Raw genomic sequence first — 20,967 nt, forward strand, 5'->3', positions numbered from 1 at the left:
CTTGAGTCTGGTTCGGATAAACAATGGCTCGTTAGCCTACGGCTATACTCCGCTATTACAGCATGCCGATTTCACGATTGAACCTGGCGAACGCGTCTGTATCGTCGGCCGCAATGGCGCTGGTAAATCGAGTTTAATGAAGGTGTTGTGTGGTGAAGTCCTACTCGACGATGGCGAGTTTAATATCGCCACCGATATCAAGGTTAGCCGTTTGCAGCAAGATCCACCAAAGGCCGAGCAGGGGAGTGTTTATGCTTATATTTCTGCGGGCTTACAAGAAGTCGGTGAGAAATTAGAACGCTATCATCAGCTGTCACACGATGTCGGTAGTGCTTCGCCTGAGCAGATGGAAAAAATGCTCAAGCAGATGGAGCGTTTGCAAGAAGATATCGATCATCTCAATGGTTGGCAATTAGATACACGTATTAATCAAACCTGCGATCTACTTGGCCTAGATGCCGATGCTAGTTTGACGACCCTTTCTGGCGGTTGGCAGCGTAAGGTGGCACTGGCAAGAGCTTTGGTGAGTGAGCCTGATTTATTACTGCTCGATGAACCAACTAACCATCTCGATATCGATACCATTGAATGGCTAGAAGAGTTTCTATTGAGCTATCGCGGCGCCATTGTATTTATCAGTCATGACCGTGGCTTTATTCAACGGATGGCCACGCGCATTGTTGATTTAGACCGTGGTGTTGTAACTTCTTGGCCTGGTGATTATCAGACATATCTCGATGGCAAAGCAGAGTGGCTGCGCGTCGAAACCGAAAAAAATGCCCAGTTTGATAAGAAGCTTGCCGAAGAAGAAGTATGGATTCGACAAGGTATTAAGGCGCGTCGTACCCGTAATGAAGGCCGAGTGCGCGCATTAAAAGCATTACGCATGGAGCGTATGGAGCGCATTAATCGTCAAGGCGGCGCCAAAATGGCGGTGGCCGATACTGAGCGCTCAGGTAAGTTGGTGTTTGATATTAAACAATTGAACTATAACTTGTCCGATAAGAATTTAGTTAAAAACTTCACCAGTACCGTAATGCGCGGTGATCGTATTGCTCTTATCGGTCCTAATGGCTGTGGTAAATCAACCCTGATTAAGTTGTTGATCGATCAACTGCAACCACAATCGGGTGAAGTGAAAGTGGGTACTAAACTTGAAGTGGCTTATTTTGACCAGTACCGTGAAGCTTTAGATCCTGAGAAAACTGTTGAAGATAACGTCGGTGAAGGTAAGAAAACCGTCACCATTAATGGTCAGGATCGTCATATTTTAAGTTATCTACAAGATTTCTTGTTCTCTCCTATGCGTGCGCGCACTCCGGTGAAGGCGCTTTCGGGGGGGGAAAAGAACCGATTGCTGTTAGCTAGGTTGCTGCTGCGTCCGGCAAACCTAATTATTCTCGATGAGCCAACAAACGATCTTGATATTGAGACCTTAGAGTTGTTAGAGTCCCTGTTGACCGATTATCAGGGAACCTTGTTATTGGTTAGTCATGACAGGGCGTTTATCGATAATACCGTGACGAGTTCATGGTGGTTTACCGGTAATGGTGGCTGGAGTGAATACGTCGGTGGCTATCAAGATGCGGTGTCACAAGGTGCAAAATTTTATTCTGAGGAACCAGTAGCCACTAGTGCTGTCCAACCCAAAGTTGAGCAGCAGGTTAAGGCTGAATCTAAACCGCTCACTAAGGCTGCAGCTAAGCCAGAAAAGAAATTATCTTATAAATTACAACGAGAACTAGATGGGCTCCCAGCAAAAATGGAGCAACTCGAAGCGGACATTGAAACCTTGCAAAAAGTGATCAGTGAACCCGATTTTTATGCTCAAGAGCAACAAGAAGTGAGTCATCGTTTAAGTGAACTTGCCGAGTTAGAACAACAACTAGAAGTTTGCTTCGAACGTTGGGAAGAGCTAGAAGCCCTTAAGTAGGCGATAAAAATAATAGGAATGAATTAATGAAGTTGAAGTTTGATAGAGCCTTGTCGTTAGTGGCTGTAGGGGTCATCGGTGCGTTACAAACTGCTTATGCAGCGCCAGTATATGAAATTCAAAATATTGAAAATTATGAGCTTAATGGCACCATTGAATCGACTATCAACGGTTATGGTATGGGGGTTAACCAAAACGATCAGGCTGTCGGCATTTCAAAGGGTAAAAAGAAACTCGAAGTTGATGAAGATACCGGCGGTGTTATCGATATTGAAGATGGTATTCCACCTGAGCAGCTGGTGACCTATTCGATTTTAAGCCCGATCCTAGCCAACAACTTTACTTTCACATCCGACGGAAATGGTGCCACTGGTAGCTGGTTACCGACTTTTTCTTCCGTTTTTGGTACCACAGATCCAAAAGACACCGATGAAAATGTGCCAAGCACAGTCAATTCGATCAATGCCTATTTTTACAGTATCAACGATGCTGGTTTGGCTGTGGGGTCTTATAGTGCGCCTGAGTTAAAAGTCGCTTACACAGGTGATAGCGATGATTATGATTTTTGGTATTACCGTGAGTTCGAACAACGTGGTTTTGTTAAGAAAGCAGACGGTACCGACGTCGCCTTAGTACCCCCTTATACGGTTTATACCGAAGGTAGTAACAATGTAACTGTGGGTGGTGTGTCTGTTGCTACCGCGATTAATGCCACTAACCTCGTTGCAGGTTACGCTACAACAGATATTGCTAGTTCTAGTGCTGACCGAATCGATAACTGTATCGAAGATGAAGCGGATACTTCGGTACCAGTCGATGTTTGCGTGCAGGCCGATCAATACCCTAATAGTAATGGCTATCGTCGTATCTTATATCAAACGCGCGCCATGGTTTGGCAACTTGATGCTGCGACCGATCAGGTTGTTGCCACAGAACTTGCATTGCCAGATAATCTAGATACCACGGGTACGCGTGTATATACCGCTCAAGGTTTAGGGGTTAACAGTGACGGAACCGTCGTTGGTCGTTCACATATTAACCGTAAAGATAATAAAGATAAGTTTGCTTATGACGCCGCTTATTGGGAAAAAGATACCGCTGGCGATTATCAATATCACTGGATTGAGATGACTAATGATGAACTCTCTTCGATCGCCTATGATATTAACGATAATGGTATCTTAGTCGGTAGCTACAGACGTTATATTGAAGGTTATCTACGCGATAAGTTCTTCTATTACGATACTAAGGCTGCAGAACCGACTGTAGTTACTCCAAACGACTTTTACGATGAGTTATCCGATCGTAGTTCTCGCCCAAGAGACATTAATAACAATGGCCAAGTTGTAGGTTATGTTGAAGTGTCTAGTGAAAAAGAAAAACCGCGTATTAAAGCCGGCTTCCTGTTTGATAAGAGTGCCGATGAGTTTAACGATATCAACGACCTGTTAGTCTGTGAGTCAAAAGGCTATGTACAAGATGCTAATGGTGACTGGAATCGTAATGAAGTACAAGTGACCGACGGTAATGGAGATGTACTGTCTTATGAGACCGATATCCGTATCGTAGAAGCCAATGCGATTAATGATGCTGGCACCATTGTGGGGACCGCCTTTATTCGTAAGCCTTCCTATCAATATGACGATGACGGTGAGTTAGTTTTAGGCAGTAACGGTAGCCCATTATTCTCGCTAAATGCGAACGGGCAACCAGTAACTGCATATGTACCACGTATGGTCGTGCTTAAACCAACAACTTCTGGTGCAGCTTGTTCTGTGACAACGGATGATAATAATACTGTTGATGCAGACTATGTTCGCAAAGGCGCCGCCAGTTTTGCATGGTTATTTCTCTTACCATTAGTCTGGTTAAGACGTCGTCAGGGTTAATTTTTGTTAGAACAAATAGAAATAAAAATCGAGGCAATGTCCTCGATTTTTTTTAAATAACGAACTCAGCAGCTTAAAAAACAGTCACCCTAAAAACGTCATTTTGAGATTGATCTCGGTGAAAAAAAGTTCTATTCCTATTGATGGGGCTTTGGCCTCTTGAACTTTTGAACAGAGGATTGCGTGCATGAAAAGACAAAAAAGAGATCGTTTAGATAGAGCTTTTTCGAAAGGTTTTCAGGCCGGGATAGGTGGCCGATCTAAGGAGATTTGTCCTTATTCAACATTAGACTCTAAGTCACATTGGTTAGGGGGCTGGCGGGAAGGCGTAGAAGGTCGCCTCAGCGGATTGTTCAATAAATGATATAAAAAAGCCCTCTTTTATGAGGGCATTTTTAGGTCTGAAATTCAGGGTTGTTGCTAACTTTAATTTTGGTTATTTTACCGCTGAGGTTTTAGTTAACCTGAGCTCTGGATAAGCAGAGCCGCTGAATAGGCATCTTTGCGTGCCTTTCTGCGTTGCTCAGCCTAACCATAGCTCGCTATGGTGTACGACAGAGCGCCTTGATATGCTCAAAAATCTGCGCATTCAGTCAGGAAATAGACTTTCCTTTTCGAACTAATCCTTTATAGCATTGAATTAGCTTGTTAAATTTAGATTTTCCGACACTCGTATCACGAGTTCAGGTTAGTTAGAAAGTCGAAGTATCAGTGAAAATACCCACTTTAAGATCGGTTGCTGAATAGATCTCTCTACCATCCACTTCCATTACGGCATCAGCAATACCCATAACCAGCTTACGGTATACTTTACGTTTAATGGTAAGCTTGTAGGTTACTTTTTTTGCATCGGGTAATACTTGACCGGTAAATTTAACTTCACCTACGCCTAACGCGCGTCCTTTTCCCTCAGCGCCTTCCCAACCGAGGAAGAAGCCCACTAGTTGCCACATGGCATCTAAACCTAAGCAACCAGGCATAACCGGATCAGTTTCGAAGTGACAATCAAAGAACCATAGTGAAGGGTCGATATCCAATTCGGCGACAATTTCCCCTTTACCAAATTCTCCACCATCGTCGTTAATTTTAACGATGCGGTCGATCATCAACATATTGTCGATAGGAAGGCGAGGTGAGTTTGGTCCAAATAGCTTGCCATGGCCACATGCGACTAATTCTTCTTTGCTGAAACTGTTTGCTTTATTCATTATCTACTTCACTCTGCAATAAGAGCCGCCAAGATTAGCGAACACGTGTACGCTAAACAACTCCGATCAGCTAGAAAGTTTAAATTTAGCGAGCAACTTGGCAAAAAAAGAACTTTCTTCGTCAGGATAGCCAGCCAACCCTTCAAGTCTAGCTTGTACTAAGCCATATAAGCTATTTTCTCCAAATTGACCTTGTTCATTGCGTACACCCGCAGGCTGTTTCATCAAAATTTCTACCGCTTGATCCATGTGTTCTACTTGGTACAGGTGAAACTTTTTATCGGCAACGGCTTGAATAACATCTGGATGTAGATTGAGTTGCTGTACATTCGATTTAGGTAAAATCACCCCTTGTTCACCAGTAAGTCCACGGCGTTGACATAACTGGAAGAAGCCTTCGATTTTCTCATTAACGCCGCCAATGGCCTGAACTTGACCAAACTGATCAATGGCTCCTGTGGCAGCAATGCCTTGGTCGATAGCTTGTTCTGCAATGGCTGACACTAAAGCGCAATACTCAGCTAATGAGGCGCTATCGCCGTCAATCTCTTGATATGACTGTTCAAATACAATGTTTGCGTTAAGGTGAAGTGGGGCATCTTTACCGAAGATACGGTACAAGCAAGAGGAGAGGATCATTAATCCTTTGGCGTGAATATTACCGCCCAACTCTGATTTACGTTCGATATCGGCCACTTCGCCATCACCATAATGAACGGAAGCAGTGATCCGTGCGGGTTCCCCATAAGTGTATTCTGCGGTATCTAATACGGTAAGACCATTAATTTGACCGACCATGGTGCCTTGGGTTGGGAGGTTTATAAAGTTGTCATCAAAACTTTGTGCAGACAATTCTTGTGATGCGTTATGGCGTTGTGTCTGTAGTTTAAGTGCTTGTTTGATAGCCTGAGCGTCAACGGCAACCCCCTTGTTATACACGCTGGCTTGCTCGATAAGCTGAGTTAATGGTACCGAAAGTAACGAAAGATGCTTTTGATGATCGGCCAATCGAGAACTGTAATTAAATAGCGGTGCAATCGCAGACTGCTCAAGCTGTATATGACGTTGCTTAGCGAGCGTTAACAACCAGACAGCATAGGCTTGTTCACTACTTTGACTCAGGGGAATTTCAGTGACTAATTCACCTAATAACGGAAAATGGCGTGCAAATAAACGCTCTTCTAAATAGCAAACGCTATAAAGGCCACTGCTACCTACTAGGATAATTTTGCACTGCAGTGGCAGTGTCGGCCAGTTGGAGTGCACTCGATATTGAGTTTGATCGATAATGTGAAACAAGAGTTCCCATAATGGTTCTCGTTTCCATAAGGATTCGGCGCAGATAAACAGGTATTGGCTATCGGCCAATGCGCCACTGTGGTATTGATTTTCATTGTCGACATAACCAATAAGGTCACGCTTGGTTATCTGGCCGCTTAAGTAACGATACTTGTGCTGCTTTTGTGCAATGCAAGTGTCATTTAACTGGGATTGCCAAATATACTGAATCTGTTCACCTGCTTGATGTTTATTGAGGTAGCATTTTGGCTGCTCAGCTTGGCTCTGGACTAAAGCTTCAAGCAAAGGCCCGCGTTCGATACCATGCTGATCGGCCAGAAACATATTCTGTCCCTGAGCGATAGTTAAAAGAGTAAAAGCATCTAGCGTTCTCGTTTGTCCTAGCAGTCTCGATTGAATATCGGCGCTAATGTCAGTGATCGAAGGGATCGAAAAATTCGGTGTCAGTAAAGCAGTTGAGATTGAATTGGCGTTCATATTTGCGAGCTTTATTTAAACATTGTCCGATGTTAGCACAATTTCCATAAGCCCCTATCAAGTTTCGTGTTGCACTGACCCTTGTGGCTGGTTAGCACTTATTTAGTTTACCTATTGAGAAAGTCACTAGATTTCAATTCAACTTTAGTTTTAGCGCTAGTGATTATTTTTATAAATTGTCGACAAAATTAAGTTGTTTTATTGATGATGAGCAATTTTATCGCTATATTGTCGACAACCTTGTTAGTGAAGAGTTTAAACATTCGATGGTCTTACAGCTTCAAACCGCAGTAACGGCAGCAGATAAAACCTTTTATAAGCTTAGGCAAGACATTGTCGAAGGTGTTGTAGCAGCTGGCTCAAAGTTGAGCGAAACCGAATTGTCGACAACTTATGGTGTTAGTCGCGCGGTGATCCGCGAAGCGATAAACCGCCTTGAGTCTTGCCATATCGTTGAGCGTAAAGCCAATGTCGGCGCTCGAGTCGTTGCCTTAACGACAGAAGGCTTAATCGAGCTTTATCAAGTACGTGAATCATTAGAAGGCATGGCGGCAAGACTTGCGGCCAAAAACATGACAGATGATGAGATAGCCGAGCTTGAATTATTGCTACAAAGTCATTTTAAGGATGTCAAACAGGGCGAGACCTATTACCAAGAGGCGGGTGATGTCGACTTTCACTATCGCATCATCTTAGGAAGTAAGAACAAACACCTGATCTCCATGTTGTTCGACGGAATTTATCATCTGGTTCGTATGTACCGGGTGCAACTGGGAATGGCTGGCCCTAGAGTCACTACGGCGTTCGATGAGCATAAACATATTGTTCAGGCCATTGCTAACCGTGACGAAGAGTTGGCGGAAATATTGATGCGCCGCCACATAATGTATTCTAAAAATAATATTAAAAACAAACTTATATAAATAAATTAAAGAGGTATCACCATGAGTGCAGGAAAGAGATTCCGTCAAGCATTGGTCGACAATAAACCATTACAAATTGTCGGTACCATTAACGCATATACCGCCATGATGGCGAAGCAGATTGGTCATCAAGCCATCTACCTTTCAGGTGGCGGCGTCGCGAATGCCTCTTATGGTTTACCGGATTTAGGCATGACATCACTTAATGACGTTATCGTTGATGTACAGCGTATTACTTCGGCTTGCGACTTACCTTTAATGGTTGATATCGATACCGGTTGGGGCGGCGCATTTAATATTGCCAAAACCATTCGTGATATGGAAAAAGCCGGTGCTGCTGCAGTTCACATGGAAGATCAAGTGGCGCAGAAGCGTTGTGGTCATCGTCCAAATAAAGAGATTGTGTCTACCGAAGAGATGGTTGACCGCATTAAAGCCGCTGTTGATGCGCGTACCGATCCTGACTTTTTCATCATGGCTCGTACCGATGCTTTTGCTCAAGAAGGCTTAGCGTCGGCTATTGAACGTGCTAAAGCCTACATTGCTGCAGGTGCAGATGGCATCTTTGCTGAAGCTGTAAAAACTGAAGAGCACTATCGCGCGTTTGCCGAGGCTATAGATGGCCCCTTGTTAGCTAATATTACAGAGTTCGGTCAAACCGAGCTGTGGAATAAGCAAGAATTAGGTGAGTGGGGCGCTGATATGGTGCTGTATCCATTAAGCGCCTTTAGAGCCATGAATAAAGCGGCCGAAAATGTTTACACCGCGATTTTACGTGATGGTGACCAAAAGGCTGTTGTCGATAGCATGCAGACCCGTATGGAGCTATATGACTATCTTGGTTACCACGATTATGAACAAAAGCTAGATAGCTTGTTTGCCGAAGGTAAAAACAAGTAAAGCTCGAGTAATAGATTGCAATTAAACCCTACGCCTCAAATCAAAACCTGTTGAGGCTGATATTAAATTAGATTCCAAAAAGGAACATATCATGGTTGATAAAAAATTAGGTGGCGCAGGTCTTCGTGGCCAAAGCGCAGGCGAAACAAAATTATGTACAGTGGGTAAATCAGGCTCAGGCTTAACATACTGTGGTTATGACGTGTCAGACTTGGCCGAGAATGCTACGTTCGAAGAGGTGGCATACCTGCTGTTTAATGGTGAGTTACCTAATGCCGCACAGTTAGATGCTTATAAAACAGAATTGATGTCATTGCGCGACCTGCCGCAGACATTGAAAGAGGTATTACAACGTATTCCAGCCGATGCTCACCCAATGGATGTGATGCGTACAGGTTGTTCATTTTTAGGAAACCTTGAGCCTGAGGTGGACTTTTCTAAGCAGCAACAAGCCGCCAATCGTTTATTAGCCGCGTTCCCAGCGATCATGTGTTACTGGTATCGTTTCAGCCATGATGGAGTTGAGATAGATTGCACCACTAACGAAGATTCACTCGGTGGACACTTCCTTAAATTACTTAACGGCAAAACACCTTCAGATCAGCATCGTCGTGTTATGGATGTTTCACTGATCCTTTATGCAGAGCATGAGTTTAATGCGTCTACCTTCACTGCTCGTGTCTGTGCTTCGACGCTGTCGGATATGTTCTCTTGTATCACTGGCGCCATTGGCTCTTTACGTGGACCGCTGCATGGCGGTGCTAACGAAGCGGCGATGGATATGATCCAAAAATTCTCATCGCCAGAAGATGCTAAAGTGCAAATGGCTGGTATGTTAGAGCGTAAAGAGAAGATCATGGGCTTTGGCCATGCGATTTATCGTGAATCAGACCCTCGTAATGTGATCATTAAAGCCTGGTCAGAGAAACTGGCCCATGAGTTTGGTGATACTTCACTCTATGACATTTCTGTTGCCTGTGAAGAGTTTATGTGGGACAGCAAGAAACTCTTCTGTAACGCCGATTTCTTCCATGCTTCGGCTTATCATTTCATGGGAATTCCAACCAAGTTATTCACGCCTATCTTTGTTTGCTCACGCCTTACAGGTTGGGCTGCACATGTGATGGAGCAGCGTGCCAATAACCGCATTATTCGTCCAAGTGCAGACTATATTGGCTCTGAGCCACGTAAAGTCACACCTATCAGCCAGCGATAAAGATAACGGCTGCTCGCGATTGCTGAATCATTGATCGCGAGCGCCAAAATGCTAATGCTTGAGCTGCTCTTGGCTTGGTTGTGTGACAGTAATTAAATGGATTTCACTATGAATACCCAATACCGAAAATCACTTCCTGGAAGTGACTTAGATTATTTCGATACCCGCTGCGCGGTTGAGTCGCTAGTTCCGGGAAGTTATGACAAATTGCCTTATACCTCAAAGGTGTTGGCTGAAAACTTAGTTAGGCGTTGTGAGCCAGCCATGTTAAACGATGCGCTGCTGCAATTGATCGAGCGCAAACGCGACCTAGATTTTCCCTGGTATCCGGCTAGAGTCGTTTGCCACGATATCTTAGGTCAAACAGCGCTTGTGGACTTGGCTGGATTACGTGATGCAATTGCCGAAAAGGGCGGCGATCCTGCCGAAGTCAATCCTGTGGTGCCGACTCAGCTGATTGTGGATCACTCTTTAGCGGTTGAACATGCAGGTTTTGATAAAGAAGCTTTTGCTAAAAACCGCGCCATTGAAGACAGACGTAATGAAGATAGATTCCACTTTATTAATTGGACTAAGAAAGCCTTTAAAAATGTCGATGTGATCCAGCCTGGTAATGGCATCATGCATCAGATCAACCTTGAGAAGATGTCGCCAGTGATCCAAAGCCGAGACGGTGTGGCGTTCCCCGATACCTTAGTGGGTACGGACAGCCACACACCTCATGTAGATGCACTGGGTGTCATCGCCATCGGTGTGGGCGGTCTGGAAGCTGAAAATGTTATGCTCGGTCGTCCATCATATATGCGCCTGCCAGACATTATCGGGGTTGAGCTAACGGGTAAACGTCAAAGCGGTATTACTGCGACGGATATCGTGCTCGCGTTAACCGAGTTTTTACGTGGGCAAAAAGTGGTGTCATCTTATCTAGAGTTCTTCGGTGAAGGTGCTGCCGATCTTACGCTAGGAGACAGAGCCACCATCTCTAATATGACGCCTGAGTTCGGTGCATCGGCAGGGATGTTCTATATCGATGAGCAGACTATCGATTATCTCACCATCACTGGTCGCGATAGCGATCAGGTGAAATTAGTTGAGAACTATGCAAAGCAAACGGGCTTGTGGGCAGATAGTCTAAAACAAGCTGAATATGAGCGTGTGCTGCGCTTTGATCTTTCGAGTGTGGTACGTAATATCGCCGGTCCTTCTAATCCTCATCGCCGTGTGGCTACCACAGAACTGGCAGAAAAAGGAATAGCAGGCACAGTTGAAAATGAACAAGGGCTAATGCCAGATGGTGCAGTGATCATCGCGGCAATTACCAGCTGTACTAATACTAGTAATCCACGTAACGTGATTGCCGCTGGCTTGATTGCCAAGAAAGCCAATGAGCTGGGATTAACCCGTAAGCCTTGGGTTAAATCATCATTTGCTCCAGGTTCTAAAGTTGCCGAGCTCTACCTTAAAGATGCCAACCTGTTACCTGAACTTGAGCAACTTGGTTTTGGTATCGTTGGTTTCGCCTGTACGACTTGTAACGGTATGAGCGGCGCATTAGACCCTGTTATTCAGCAAGAAGTGATTGAACGCGACTTATATGCTACTGCAGTGTTATCGGGTAACCGTAATTTCGATGGCCGTATTCATCCTTATGCTAAGCAAGCATTTTTAGCTTCGCCGCCATTGGTGGTAGCGTATGCCATTGCTGGCACCATACGTTTTGATATTGAAAAAGACAGCCTGGGTGTCGATAAGCAGGGTCAGCCTATTTTACTTAAAGATATCTGGCCAAGCGACGCAGAGATTGATGCTATCGTTAAGGCGAGTGTTAAACCCGAGCAGTTTAGATCTATCTACACGCCAATGTTCGACTTAGCTGTGGACTATGGAGAGCAGATCAGTCCTTTATATGATTGGCGTCCACAGAGTACCTATATCCGTCGTCCTCCCTATTGGGAAGGTGCTCTGGCGGGTGAACGTACCCTTAAAGGGATGCGACCTTTAGCTGTGCTGGGCGACAATATCACCACAGACCACCTTTCGCCTTCAAATGCGATTTTAGCCAGCAGTGCAGCCGGTGAATATCTGGCGAAAATGGGGCTACCAGAGGTGGACTTTAACTCCTATGCTACTCACCGAGGCGACCATTTAACCGCGCAACGTGCCACTTTTGCTAATCCTAAGTTGATTAACGAGATGGCCATTGTCGATGGCGAAGTCAAGCAAGGCTCGCTAACGCGGATTGAGCCTGAAGGCAAAGTGACTCGTATGTGGGAAGCGATTGAAACCTATATGCAACGTAATCAGCCGCTGATCATCGTCGCTGGTGGTGATTATGGTCAAGGCTCGTCACGTGACTGGGCTGCCAAAGGGGTTCGTCTAGCAGGGGTTGAGGCCATTGTTGCCGAAGGTTTTGAACGTATTCATCGTACCAACTTAGTCGGCATGGGCGTGTTACCGCTGGAGTTTAAAGCGGGTGAGACTCGTCACACCTATAAGATTGATGGAACCGAGACCTTCGATGTGATTGGTGAGCCAACGCCAAGAGCTGAGCTTACCTTGGTCATCGAGCGTAAAAATGGTGAGCGAGTGCAAGTCCCGGTCACTTGCCGCTTAGATACTGCCGACGAAGTGTCAGTTTATCAGGCGGGCGGGGTGCTACAACGTTTCGCTCAAGATTTTCTTGAGGCTAAACAGGCGTAATGCTGGCTAACACAAGCGAGTGCGGTGATAGGTTTAATCGCTTATCACCGCTTTAAGGAAGTAAGATGAAACAGATAAAAATACCCGCAACCTATATGCGCGGTGGCACCAGCAAAGGGGTGTTTTTCTCGCTAACGGATTTACCCGAGGCGGCGCAAGTTGCTGGTGATGTGCGCGATGCATTGTTGCTTAGGGTTATTGGTAGCCCCGATCCTTACGGTAAACATACAGATGGTATGGGCGGCGCCACCTCAAGTACCAGTAAAACCGTAATTTTGGCTAAAAGCAGTAAAGTCGATCACGATGTAGATTACCTTTTTGGTCAGGTGGCAATCGATAAGCCTTTTATCGATTGGAGCGGTAACTGCGGTAATTTAACTGCCGCGGTGGGCGCATTTGCCATCAGTAAAGGTTTAGTTGATAGCGCTAAAGTGCCAGATAACGGCATTGCCGTCGTTAAAATCTGGCAGGCAAATATTCACAAAACCATTATTGCTCATGTGCCAATGCAAGACGGAGAGGTGTTGGAGCTGGGTGATTTTGAGCTTGATGGCGTTACTTTCCCCGCCGCCGAAGTCGTCGTTGAGTTTGTTGACCCCGCCGATGGTGAAGGTGCCATGTTCCCAACGGGCAATTTAGTCGATCAATTGGATGTTGAAGGTGTCGGCAGTTTTGAAGCTACCATGATTAATGCCGGTATACCGACAATTTTCCTCAATGCTAAAGCTTTAGGCTACGATGGTACTGAGCTGCAAGAGGCCATCAATAACGATGATGCGGCATTAGCTAAGTTTGAGCTTATTCGAGCTCATGGGGCGTTGAAGATGGGGTTGATTGATAATCTTGAGCAAGCTGCCACACGTCAGCATACACCCAAGGTGGCGTTTGTGGCACCGCCAAAGGCCTATCATTCATCAAGTGGCAAAGCGGTCTCAACCCATGATGTCGATTTGTTGGTTCGCGCTTTATCGATGGGAAAGCTGCATCATGCCATGATGGGGACGGCAGCGGTTGCCATTGGAACGGCTGCGGCGATCCCTGGCACTTTAGTTAATCAGGCTGCAGGTGGCATTGAGCGTGATAGTGTGCGTTTTGGTCATCCTTCTGGCACCTTAAAAGTGGGTGCCAAGGCCATGTTTGCCGATCAGCAATGGCAGGTGGAAAAAGTCAGTATGAGCCGTAGTGCGCGGGTTTTGATGGAAGGTGTGGTGGCCGTGCCGCCAATCCATGTTTAACTGTAAGACTCATTAATTGAAAAGGATGCAATGGCATCCTTTTTTATTGTGATAACTCATTTGAAACTATTGATAATTAATCAAATCAGCGAATCAAGTTTCAATTTGAAAGAGTGAAAAATAGTGCAGTTTAGCGATTTTATAGACAGAAATTCCTAAAATAGTTCACTTATAATTCATTGGGTTAACCTGAGAGATTTTCTCCTTTCCTAATGATCTCAATTGGGATAAATTAACTTTAATTATTCTCGGTGACATAGTGGGTTTAGCAATTTGCTAACCAAGGTAGCATTAAGTTGATTTCTGTATATTTGGTAGATGACCACGAATTAGTAAGAACCGGGATCCGTCGTATTCTTGAAGATGAAAGAGGGATCAAGGTTGTGGGGGAAGCTGGTGATGGTGAATCTGCAGTACAGTGGAGCCGAAATAATGAAGCCGATGTGATCTTGATGGACATGAACATGCCCGGCATTGGTGGATTAGAAGCGACGCGCAAAATTTTACGTTATCAATCTCATGCCAAAATCATTGTGCTTACCATTCATAGCGAAGAACCCTTCCCAACTAAAGTCATGCAAGCGGGCGCATCGGGTTACTTAACTAAGGGAGCAACGCCTCCAGAAGTGATACAAGCGATTAGACAGGTTGCCCACGGCCAACGTTATTTGTCGCCTGAAATCGCTCAGCAGATGGCATTGAGTCAGTTTAATCAGTCTGAAGATAATCCATTCAAATCACTGTCTGAACGAGAATTACAGATCATGATGATGATCACCAGCGGCGAGAAGGTCAGTGATATTTCTGAGCAATTGAACCTAAGTCCTAAAACCGTCAACAGCTATCGTTATCGTTTATTTGATAAGTTGGGGATCAGTGGCGATGTGGAGTTAACCCGCTTAGCGATCCGTTACAAAATGCTCGACACAGGTCAGTTTTAGCATTTGCTAGCTAACCTGGTTTAATGATGACTTCCTCAAGTTTTGATTCAGTTGCTTTTCTTAAGTCGGTCTCCTCGTCTGCAGGGGTATACCGCATGTATGATGGCGAAGGCACAGTTATCTACGTGGGTAAGGCCAAAGACTTAAAGAAACGTCTTAGTTCCTATTTTCGCAAGAATGTCACTAACGTTAAGACTCGTGCCTTGGTATCACATATACGTGATATCGATGTTACCTTGACTCACAGCGAAACCGATGCACTGCTGCTGGAAAACGATTACATCAAGCAGTACATGCCTAAATACAATGTCTTGCTGCGTGATGATAAATCGTATCCTTATATCTTTTTAAGTAGTCATCAACATCCTAGGCTGGCTTATCACCGTGGTGCTAAGCGGGAGAAAGGTCAGTATTTCGGACCATACCCTAATGGTGGTGCGGTACGCGAAAGCCTGCATTTAATGCAAAAGCTATTTCCCGTACGTCAGTGTGATGATCTCTACTATAAAGCGCGGTCTCGACCCTGTTTACAGTATCAAATTGCCCGTTGTAGTGCGCCTTGTGTTGATAAGGTATCGGATGAGGAGTACCAAGAGCAGGTTAAGTTGGCTACGCTGTTTTTAAAGGGCAAAGATCAGCAAGTGCTGGCGAGTTTAGTGGCCAAGATGGAGCAGGCCGCACAGAACATGCATTACGAAGACGCTGCCCGTTATCGCGATCAAATCAGTGCCCTAAGGCGAGTAGTAGAGCAGCAAGAAGTCTCTGGTAGTCATGGTGATATGGACGTGATCGGGGTGTATTTTGCTTCGGGCGTTGCTTGCTTTCATCTTCTGATTATTCGCAGCGGTAAGATCTTTGGTAGTCGTAGTTATTATCCGGCGGTGCCAGATGAGACAGAGTTAAGTGAAGTGCTACGAGCCTTTATGTTGCAGTTTTACCTAAATGTGGATAGCCAAAGAACCATCCCTAACGAAATTATCGTGAGTCATGAGTTTGAGGATATCCATGAGTTAGAAGATGCCGTTAAGCAAGCATTAGAGAAAAACGTATCGATAAAAACTAAGGTGCGAAGTGAACGCGCCAGTTTTTTACGGATTGCTGATACTAATGCCAAAAATGCAGTTGAAACGCGTTTGTCGCATCAAAATACTGTCGAACAACGTTTCTTGTTATTGGAAGAAGCTCTCGAGCAGAGCCAAAAAATCAACCGTATGGAGTGTTTCGATATCAGTCACACCATGGGTGAAAGCACAGTGGCTTCATGCGTGGTGTTCAATCGTGAAGGACCACATAAAGCCGATTATCGTCGTTATAACATCCATGGTATAACTCCGGGTGATGATTATGCCGCGATGAAGCAAGCAATTAGTCGGCGGTTTGATAAAGTTGATGTCAATGGCAAAATTCCCGATATATTGTTTATTGACGGGGGGATTGGCCAGTTGCGGATCGCGCAAAAGGTGGTCAATGAGAAGTTTGCCCAGTTAGATGTCGCACCGACATTGATTGGTGTCGCTAAAGGGGAAGGGCGTAAACCTGGGTTAGAAACCTTGATTTACGGTGAGAATGAAATTGCGTTTAATCTGCCAGCCGACTCTGGTGCGCTGCACTTAATCCAACATATTCGTGATGAGTCACATCGCTTTGCGATCACTGGCCATCGTAATAAACGTCAGAAGACACGTAATACCTCCACTTTAGAGTCGATAGCAGGTGTCGGTCCGAAACGCCGTAAAGCCTTGCTTCAGTATTTAGGTGGCTTACAACAAGTTAAAGGAGCCAGTGTTGCAGAGTTGGCAAAAGTACCCGGTATTAGTCCAGAAATGGCACAAACAATACATGATGCATTGCGAGGGTAGCAAAATTAAGGCAAGATTGGCGCTGCTTATAGATAACTGGTTTTCCCATGCCGTTTAATGTACCGATAGCCTTGACCCTTTTCAGGCTAGTATTACTACCTGTTTTTGTAATTCTTTTTTATGTGCCTTATTCATGGTCACCCTTTGCGGCTGCGTTCGTTTTCTGGCTGGCGGCGGTCACCGATGCGTTAGATGGCTATGCAGCGAGAAAACTGAAGCAATCGACACGCTTTGGTGCTTTTCTCGATCCTGTTGCAGATAAAATTATGGTTACGACAGCATTGGTGCTATTGGTCGCGCAATATAATGAAATTTGGTTGACCTTGCCGGCGCTGTTTATGATTGGCCGAGAAATTGTGATCTCAGCATTACGTGAGTGGATGGCTGAGATTGGTAAGCGTGGTGCCGTCGCCGTTTCTTGGATTGGTAAATATAAGACCGCTGCACAAATGGTGGCCATCATCGGTTTAATTTGGCAGCCCAATACGTTTTTGACCTCTACCGCTGTTGTGCTTTTTTATATCGCTGCCATTTTAACTTTCTGGTCAATGGTTAGCTATATTATGGCAGCATGGAAGGATTTAACTGACGAATCGCACAATTAAAATGCAATGCGATCACTAAGTGTTCAAACGATCCATTTATGAGAAATAGGTCGTTGACAGTTAGGGGTAAATCGGTAGAATGCCATTCCGCAGTCAAGGAAAGCTTTACAGGCAGAATTGATTGAAGAACAAAATTAGCTCAGTTGCTAAAGGTTAAGACGATACCTTTGTAATGTTTACAGTTAAAGTTGTTCGTAAAGTTAAGGCGACATTGGCTCAGTTGATAAAGGTTAAGACGATACCTTTGTAATGTTTACAGTTAAAGTTGTTCGTAAAGTTAAGGCGACATTAGCTCAGTTGATAAAGGTTAAGACGATACCTTTGTAATGTTTACAGTTAAAGTTGTTCGTAAAGTTAAGGCGACATTAGCTCAGTTGGTAAAGGTCAAGACGATACCTTTGTGATGTTTACAGTTGAAGTTGTTCGTAAAGTTAAGGCGACATTAGCTCAGTTGGTAGAGCGATACCTTGCCAAGGTATAGGTCATCGGTTCGAACCCGATATGTCGCTCCAATTGCTTTTTTGGTTATAAGCTAATTGGAAAGTGGCGCGATGGCAGAATGGCTATGCTGCGGATTGCAAATCCGTCGATCTCGGTTCGACTCCGGGTCGCGCCTCCACTTTAAGTTTTAATGTTGGTTCATTACAAATCAACGCTAAAACACACTTTGCCCGAGTGGTGGAATCGGTAGACACAAGGGATTTAAAATCCCTCGCTGAATAAGCGTGCCAGTTCAAGTCTGGCCTCGGGTACCATCTTTAGATGACAAAAACGCCTCAACATTAGTTGGGGCTTTTTTGTGCCTTATCGCTTTGCGTATTAAAAATTTCCTTGGATTAAATCCGCAATAATTTAGTGTTGAAAATTAAAACCCGCATCAATTGAATAAGCGTGCCAGTTCAAGTCTGGCCTCGGGTACCATCTTTAGATGACAAAAAACCTCAACATTAGTTGGGGCTTTTTTGTGTCTTATTGTTTTTTGTATTAACAATTTCCTTGGATGAAATCCGCAACAATTAAGTGTTGAAAATTAAAATCCGTATCAATTGAATAAGCGTACCAGTTCAAGTCTGGCCTCGGGTACCATCTTTAGATGACAAAAACGCCTCAACATTAGTTGGGGCTTTTTTGTGTCCATTTATGCAATAAATACCGAAGAAAGAGTGTTTGGTTAGCTTTGCGTACTTGCTTATAAAAAATTTATCTTGAGTTCAGCAGGAGAGAAATCGATCTGTGCACCATAATTACCCTAGGAGGAATTATGATGCGAACAATTGTATTATTTATTGTCTTGCTGTCAGGGTTGGCTATGTCTTCAATGTCATCCGCTGTCGGTCGAGCTGATGCCGCTATGATTTCTCTTATCCAGCAGGCTCAGTTGATATCACTTGTTGAGCCAAGAGAGCCTTTTGTTTTCTATCAACAACGTCTAGAAACAGAGAGTGAAAGTAACGCTCAACCTGTCTTTGACTCCTTGTCAAAACCTGAGTTCTATGAGCTGGCGACGGCAATAGCCGACTTTTGGCAACGTCATGGCATCGCTATTCGCGCCCCTCAATCGATTCATGATCCAGATATCTTCACTGCTGTGATGGCATTAGAGCCAGAGGTTGATGGTTATTTGCAGTTAAATAATCGTATTCGTTATTTAACTTGGCTAGCAAAGCAGCACCAATGGCGTCCGCTGCATTTTATTGGTCTATTAAAACCCGGTCAGAGTGCGTCAATTGTGCCTGAAATTACCGAGCGTTTGATGTGGTTGCGGGATTACAGTGCAGAGTATGATCCAGCAAGTTCAAGCAAAGTCGATTATTACGATGATACTTTGCGTAGTGCGGTGATGCGCTTTCAATGGCGTCACGGCTTAAAACAAGATGGCATTATTGGTCCTGATACCATCCGCTGGCTCAATCGCACGCCGCTAGAACGAGCTAAGTTATTGGCATTTAATTTCATTGAGCGTGCCCAATATATGTCTCATGTCGGCGATCGTTACTTATTAATAAATATCCCGGCCTATGAAATGGTACTGGTCGATGGTGCGCAAATTGCGTTACGTTCGAAAGTTATTGTAGGTAAACCCTATCGGCAGACCCCCATTTTAAAAGGCGAGATAAGCAATCTTGTACTAAATCCCAGCTGGAATGTGCCAAGAAAACTGGTTAAATATGATCTGCTTCCTAAGGTCCGCCAAGATGGAGGCTATTTGAGCCGTCGAAATTTTCAAGCGTTTAATTATGACGGTCAACTAGTAACTAAAACACCACAAGAGTGGAGCGATGTGGCCAGAGGCCGTTTTCCCTATCGTTTGGTACAAAAGCCTGGGGTGGGCAATACTCTAGGCCGCTATAAATTTTTCTTTGAAAACCCGTACAGTGTTTATTTACACGATACCAGTGACAAGGGATTATTCGCTAGGAGTGATAGAGCATTGTCTTCGGGCTGTATTCGAATTGAGAAAGTAGAGCAGCTAGCAAATTGGATGGCATCATACTTAGTTAGTGATAAGCAAACTTGGGTAGATATGCAGATTGAGCGCAATAAAACTCAGTGGTTTGCGTTTGATCACAAATTACCTATTCATTTAGTTTACTGGACGTCATGGCTAGATGGCCAAAATATCGCACAGTTCAGAGATGACATATACAATAGAAATCAGAATATTACTGCAACATTACACGCCAAATACTAAAGCCTGCCTAGGTTTGAGTTATTATTCAGTCTAAAAATACTGCTTGATCTTCGGTTTCATTCCGTTTAATTTGTGCGGCCTTGTTGGTCAAAAAGTGAACGGTGGTGTGAATTGACAGTAGTGTGTCCTGCGCGTAGGCAGTTGTTATTAGGTCTTGGTGGTGTTGCAATGTTCTCTATGGTTGCACCAAAAGCTCAAGCAAGCCGTTCGGCAACAGGCGTTCGCAGCTTAAGTTTTTATAATAGACATACAGGCGAAAGAGGGCACGGAAGCTATTGGGTTGACGGACACTATCAAGCAGAAACATTGAGTGATTTTAATCATCTTCTGCGTGATCATCGTGCCAATCAAATTGCACCTATGGATAAGCGATTATTTGACTTGTTATTCACTTTGAAGCAAACCTTAAATGTGGAACATGAGTTTCATGTTATCTCTGGTTACCGTTGTCCAAAGACTAATGCTATGTTGGCATCGAAAAGCAATGGCGTAGCCAAGAAAAGTTATCATATGAAAGGTATGGCGATGGATATTGCGATTCCTGGGGTCGAGCTAAAAGACTTGCGTGATGCCGCACGTTCATTGAAATTGGGCGGCGTCGGATTTTATCCAAACTCAGGTTTTGTACATGTGGACACGGGCCCAGTTCGAACTTGGTAACGACTCATAAAACAGCTGATTCAGATAACTTCTATTTGTTATGTGGGCTTGCTTGTGCTAGTATTCGCTCGCTTTAAATGAGGTCATCGTTGGTCGAGAACGGTGATCACCCAAAACTTTATTAAAATAAGTGAGTAAACTATGTCTTACGCAATTACTGCACAAACCCGTACTGAAATAGGGAAAGGTTCGAGCCGCCGCCTACGTCATGCTGGTAAAGTACCTGCTGTTATCTACGGTGCTGGCAAAGAAGCTGTTTCTATTGAATTCGACCACAAAGATATTATCAACATTCAAACGAATGAAGATTTCTACACTTCTGATTTAACTATCGTTTTAGATGGTAAAGAAGTTAAAGTCCGCGTTCAAGCTATGCAACGTCATGCGTTCAAGCCACTTATCGAACATGTGGATTTCACTTTCGCTTAAT

At 44.4% G+C, this 20,967-nt stretch carries 16 protein-coding genes and 3 tRNA genes; 17 read left to right on the plus strand and 2 right to left on the minus strand.

Annotated features, from left to right (window positions below):
• The first annotated feature begins 1 nt into the window (after position 1).
• From L1D21_RS05980 to rmf, 3 genes are all read left to right on the plus strand, one after another.
• The gene (locus tag L1D21_RS05980) at positions 2-1,933 is read left to right on the plus strand and encodes an ABC transporter ATP-binding protein (protein ID WP_239844349.1); all 1,932 of its coding nucleotides are present in this window, start codon (positions 2-4) and stop codon (positions 1,931-1,933) included.
• A 26-nt stretch (positions 1,934-1,959) separates the two neighbouring features.
• Entirely contained in the window at positions 1,960-3,822 is a 1,863-nt protein-coding gene (locus tag L1D21_RS05985; protein WP_239844350.1) for a DUF3466 family protein, read from the plus strand.
• Between the two features lie 187 nt (positions 3,823-4,009).
• Entirely contained in the window at positions 4,010-4,186 is a 177-nt protein-coding gene (gene rmf / locus L1D21_RS05990) for a ribosome modulation factor (protein ID WP_239844351.1), read from the plus strand.
• A 328-nt stretch (positions 4,187-4,514) separates the two neighbouring features.
• Here the strand turns inward: rmf and fabA are convergent, their stop codons facing one another.
• Positions 4,515-5,030, minus strand: a complete 516-nt coding sequence (fabA, locus tag L1D21_RS05995; protein ID WP_239844352.1) for a bifunctional 3-hydroxydecanoyl-ACP dehydratase/trans-2-decenoyl-ACP isomerase — start codon at positions 5,028-5,030, stop codon at positions 4,515-4,517.
• Between the two features lie 66 nt (positions 5,031-5,096).
• The gene (locus tag L1D21_RS06000; protein WP_239844353.1) at positions 5,097-6,806 is read right to left on the minus strand and encodes a S16 family serine protease; all 1,710 of its coding nucleotides are present in this window, start codon (positions 6,804-6,806) and stop codon (positions 5,097-5,099) included.
• Positions 6,807-7,072: 266 nt separating this feature from the next.
• On the opposite strand from L1D21_RS06000, the gene L1D21_RS06005 reads away from it, so the two are divergent.
• From L1D21_RS06005 to rplY, 14 genes are all read left to right on the plus strand, one after another.
• A complete protein-coding gene (locus L1D21_RS06005) occupies positions 7,073-7,729 on the plus strand; it encodes a GntR family transcriptional regulator (protein WP_239844920.1) in 657 nt (218 codons plus the stop codon).
• A gap of 21 nt (positions 7,730-7,750) precedes the next feature.
• A complete protein-coding gene (gene prpB, locus L1D21_RS06010; RefSeq protein ID WP_239844354.1) occupies positions 7,751-8,629 on the plus strand; it encodes a methylisocitrate lyase in 879 nt (292 codons plus the stop codon).
• Between the two features lie 91 nt (positions 8,630-8,720).
• The gene (gene prpC, locus L1D21_RS06015; RefSeq protein WP_239844355.1) at positions 8,721-9,845 is read left to right on the plus strand and encodes a 2-methylcitrate synthase; all 1,125 of its coding nucleotides are present in this window, start codon (positions 8,721-8,723) and stop codon (positions 9,843-9,845) included.
• Between the two features lie 96 nt (positions 9,846-9,941).
• Positions 9,942-12,545, plus strand: coding sequence for a Fe/S-dependent 2-methylisocitrate dehydratase AcnD (gene acnD, locus L1D21_RS06020; protein ID WP_239844356.1), 2,604 nt, complete (start codon positions 9,942-9,944; stop codon positions 12,543-12,545).
• A 65-nt stretch (positions 12,546-12,610) separates the two neighbouring features.
• Positions 12,611-13,780, plus strand: a complete 1,170-nt coding sequence (prpF, locus tag L1D21_RS06025; protein WP_239844357.1) for a 2-methylaconitate cis-trans isomerase PrpF — start codon at positions 12,611-12,613, stop codon at positions 13,778-13,780.
• Positions 13,781-14,076: 296 nt separating this feature from the next.
• Entirely contained in the window at positions 14,077-14,721 is a 645-nt protein-coding gene (gene uvrY / locus L1D21_RS06030) for a UvrY/SirA/GacA family response regulator transcription factor (protein ID WP_239844358.1), read from the plus strand.
• A 26-nt stretch (positions 14,722-14,747) separates the two neighbouring features.
• Positions 14,748-16,580, plus strand: a complete 1,833-nt coding sequence (gene uvrC, locus L1D21_RS06035) for an excinuclease ABC subunit UvrC (protein WP_239844359.1) — start codon at positions 14,748-14,750, stop codon at positions 16,578-16,580.
• 47 nt (positions 16,581-16,627) lie between these two features.
• The gene (pgsA, locus tag L1D21_RS06040; protein ID WP_239844360.1) at positions 16,628-17,185 is read left to right on the plus strand and encodes a CDP-diacylglycerol--glycerol-3-phosphate 3-phosphatidyltransferase; all 558 of its coding nucleotides are present in this window, start codon (positions 16,628-16,630) and stop codon (positions 17,183-17,185) included.
• A gap of 436 nt (positions 17,186-17,621) precedes the next feature.
• Positions 17,622-17,697: transfer RNA gene (locus L1D21_RS06045), tRNA-Gly, on the plus strand.
• A gap of 33 nt (positions 17,698-17,730) precedes the next feature.
• A tRNA-Cys gene (locus L1D21_RS06050) sits at positions 17,731-17,804 on the plus strand.
• Positions 17,805-17,854: 50 nt separating this feature from the next.
• A tRNA-Leu gene (locus L1D21_RS06055) sits at positions 17,855-17,940 on the plus strand.
• A 506-nt stretch (positions 17,941-18,446) separates the two neighbouring features.
• A complete protein-coding gene (locus L1D21_RS06060; RefSeq protein ID WP_239844361.1) occupies positions 18,447-19,877 on the plus strand; it encodes a L,D-transpeptidase family protein in 1,431 nt (476 codons plus the stop codon).
• A 111-nt stretch (positions 19,878-19,988) separates the two neighbouring features.
• Positions 19,989-20,537, plus strand: coding sequence for a DUF882 domain-containing protein (locus L1D21_RS06065; RefSeq protein ID WP_239844362.1), 549 nt, complete (start codon positions 19,989-19,991; stop codon positions 20,535-20,537).
• Positions 20,538-20,678: 141 nt separating this feature from the next.
• Entirely contained in the window at positions 20,679-20,966 is a 288-nt protein-coding gene (gene rplY / locus L1D21_RS06070) for a 50S ribosomal protein L25 (protein WP_239844363.1), read from the plus strand.
• Position 20,967: the final 1 nt, after the last annotated feature.

The sequence above is a fragment of the Shewanella sp. Isolate11 genome (genome assembly GCF_022398315.1).
In the GTDB taxonomy this organism is placed as follows: domain Bacteria; phylum Pseudomonadota; class Gammaproteobacteria; order Enterobacterales; family Shewanellaceae; genus Shewanella.

Excerpts from the sequence above, each read along its gene's own strand:
- L1D21_RS06060 (WP_239844361.1), top strand. The coding sequence starts at position 18,447 with ATGATGCGAACAATTGTATTATTTATTGTCTTGCTGTCAGGGTTGGCT.
- prpB (WP_239844354.1), top strand. The coding sequence starts at position 7,751 with ATGAGTGCAGGAAAGAGATTCCGTCAAGCATTGGTCGACAATAAACCA.
- prpC (WP_239844355.1), top strand. The coding sequence starts at position 8,721 with ATGGTTGATAAAAAATTAGGTGGCGCAGGTCTTCGTGGCCAAAGCGCA.
- L1D21_RS06000 (WP_239844353.1), bottom strand. The coding sequence starts at position 6,806 with ATGAACGCCAATTCAATCTCAACTGCTTTACTGACACCGAATTTTTCG.
- fabA (WP_239844352.1), bottom strand. The coding sequence starts at position 5,030 with ATGAATAAAGCAAACAGTTTCAGCAAAGAAGAATTAGTCGCATGTGGC.
- pgsA (WP_239844360.1), top strand. The coding sequence starts at position 16,628 with ATGCCGTTTAATGTACCGATAGCCTTGACCCTTTTCAGGCTAGTATTA.
- L1D21_RS05985 (WP_239844350.1), top strand. The coding sequence starts at position 1,960 with ATGAAGTTGAAGTTTGATAGAGCCTTGTCGTTAGTGGCTGTAGGGGTC.
- rmf (WP_239844351.1), top strand. The coding sequence starts at position 4,010 with ATGAAAAGACAAAAAAGAGATCGTTTAGATAGAGCTTTTTCGAAAGGT.
- acnD (WP_239844356.1), top strand. The coding sequence starts at position 9,942 with ATGGATTTCACTATGAATACCCAATACCGAAAATCACTTCCTGGAAGT.
- L1D21_RS06005 (WP_239844920.1), top strand. The coding sequence starts at position 7,073 with ATGGTCTTACAGCTTCAAACCGCAGTAACGGCAGCAGATAAAACCTTT.
- prpF (WP_239844357.1), top strand. The coding sequence starts at position 12,611 with ATGAAACAGATAAAAATACCCGCAACCTATATGCGCGGTGGCACCAGC.
- uvrC (WP_239844359.1), top strand. The coding sequence starts at position 14,748 with ATGACTTCCTCAAGTTTTGATTCAGTTGCTTTTCTTAAGTCGGTCTCC.
- rplY (WP_239844363.1), top strand. The coding sequence starts at position 20,679 with ATGTCTTACGCAATTACTGCACAAACCCGTACTGAAATAGGGAAAGGT.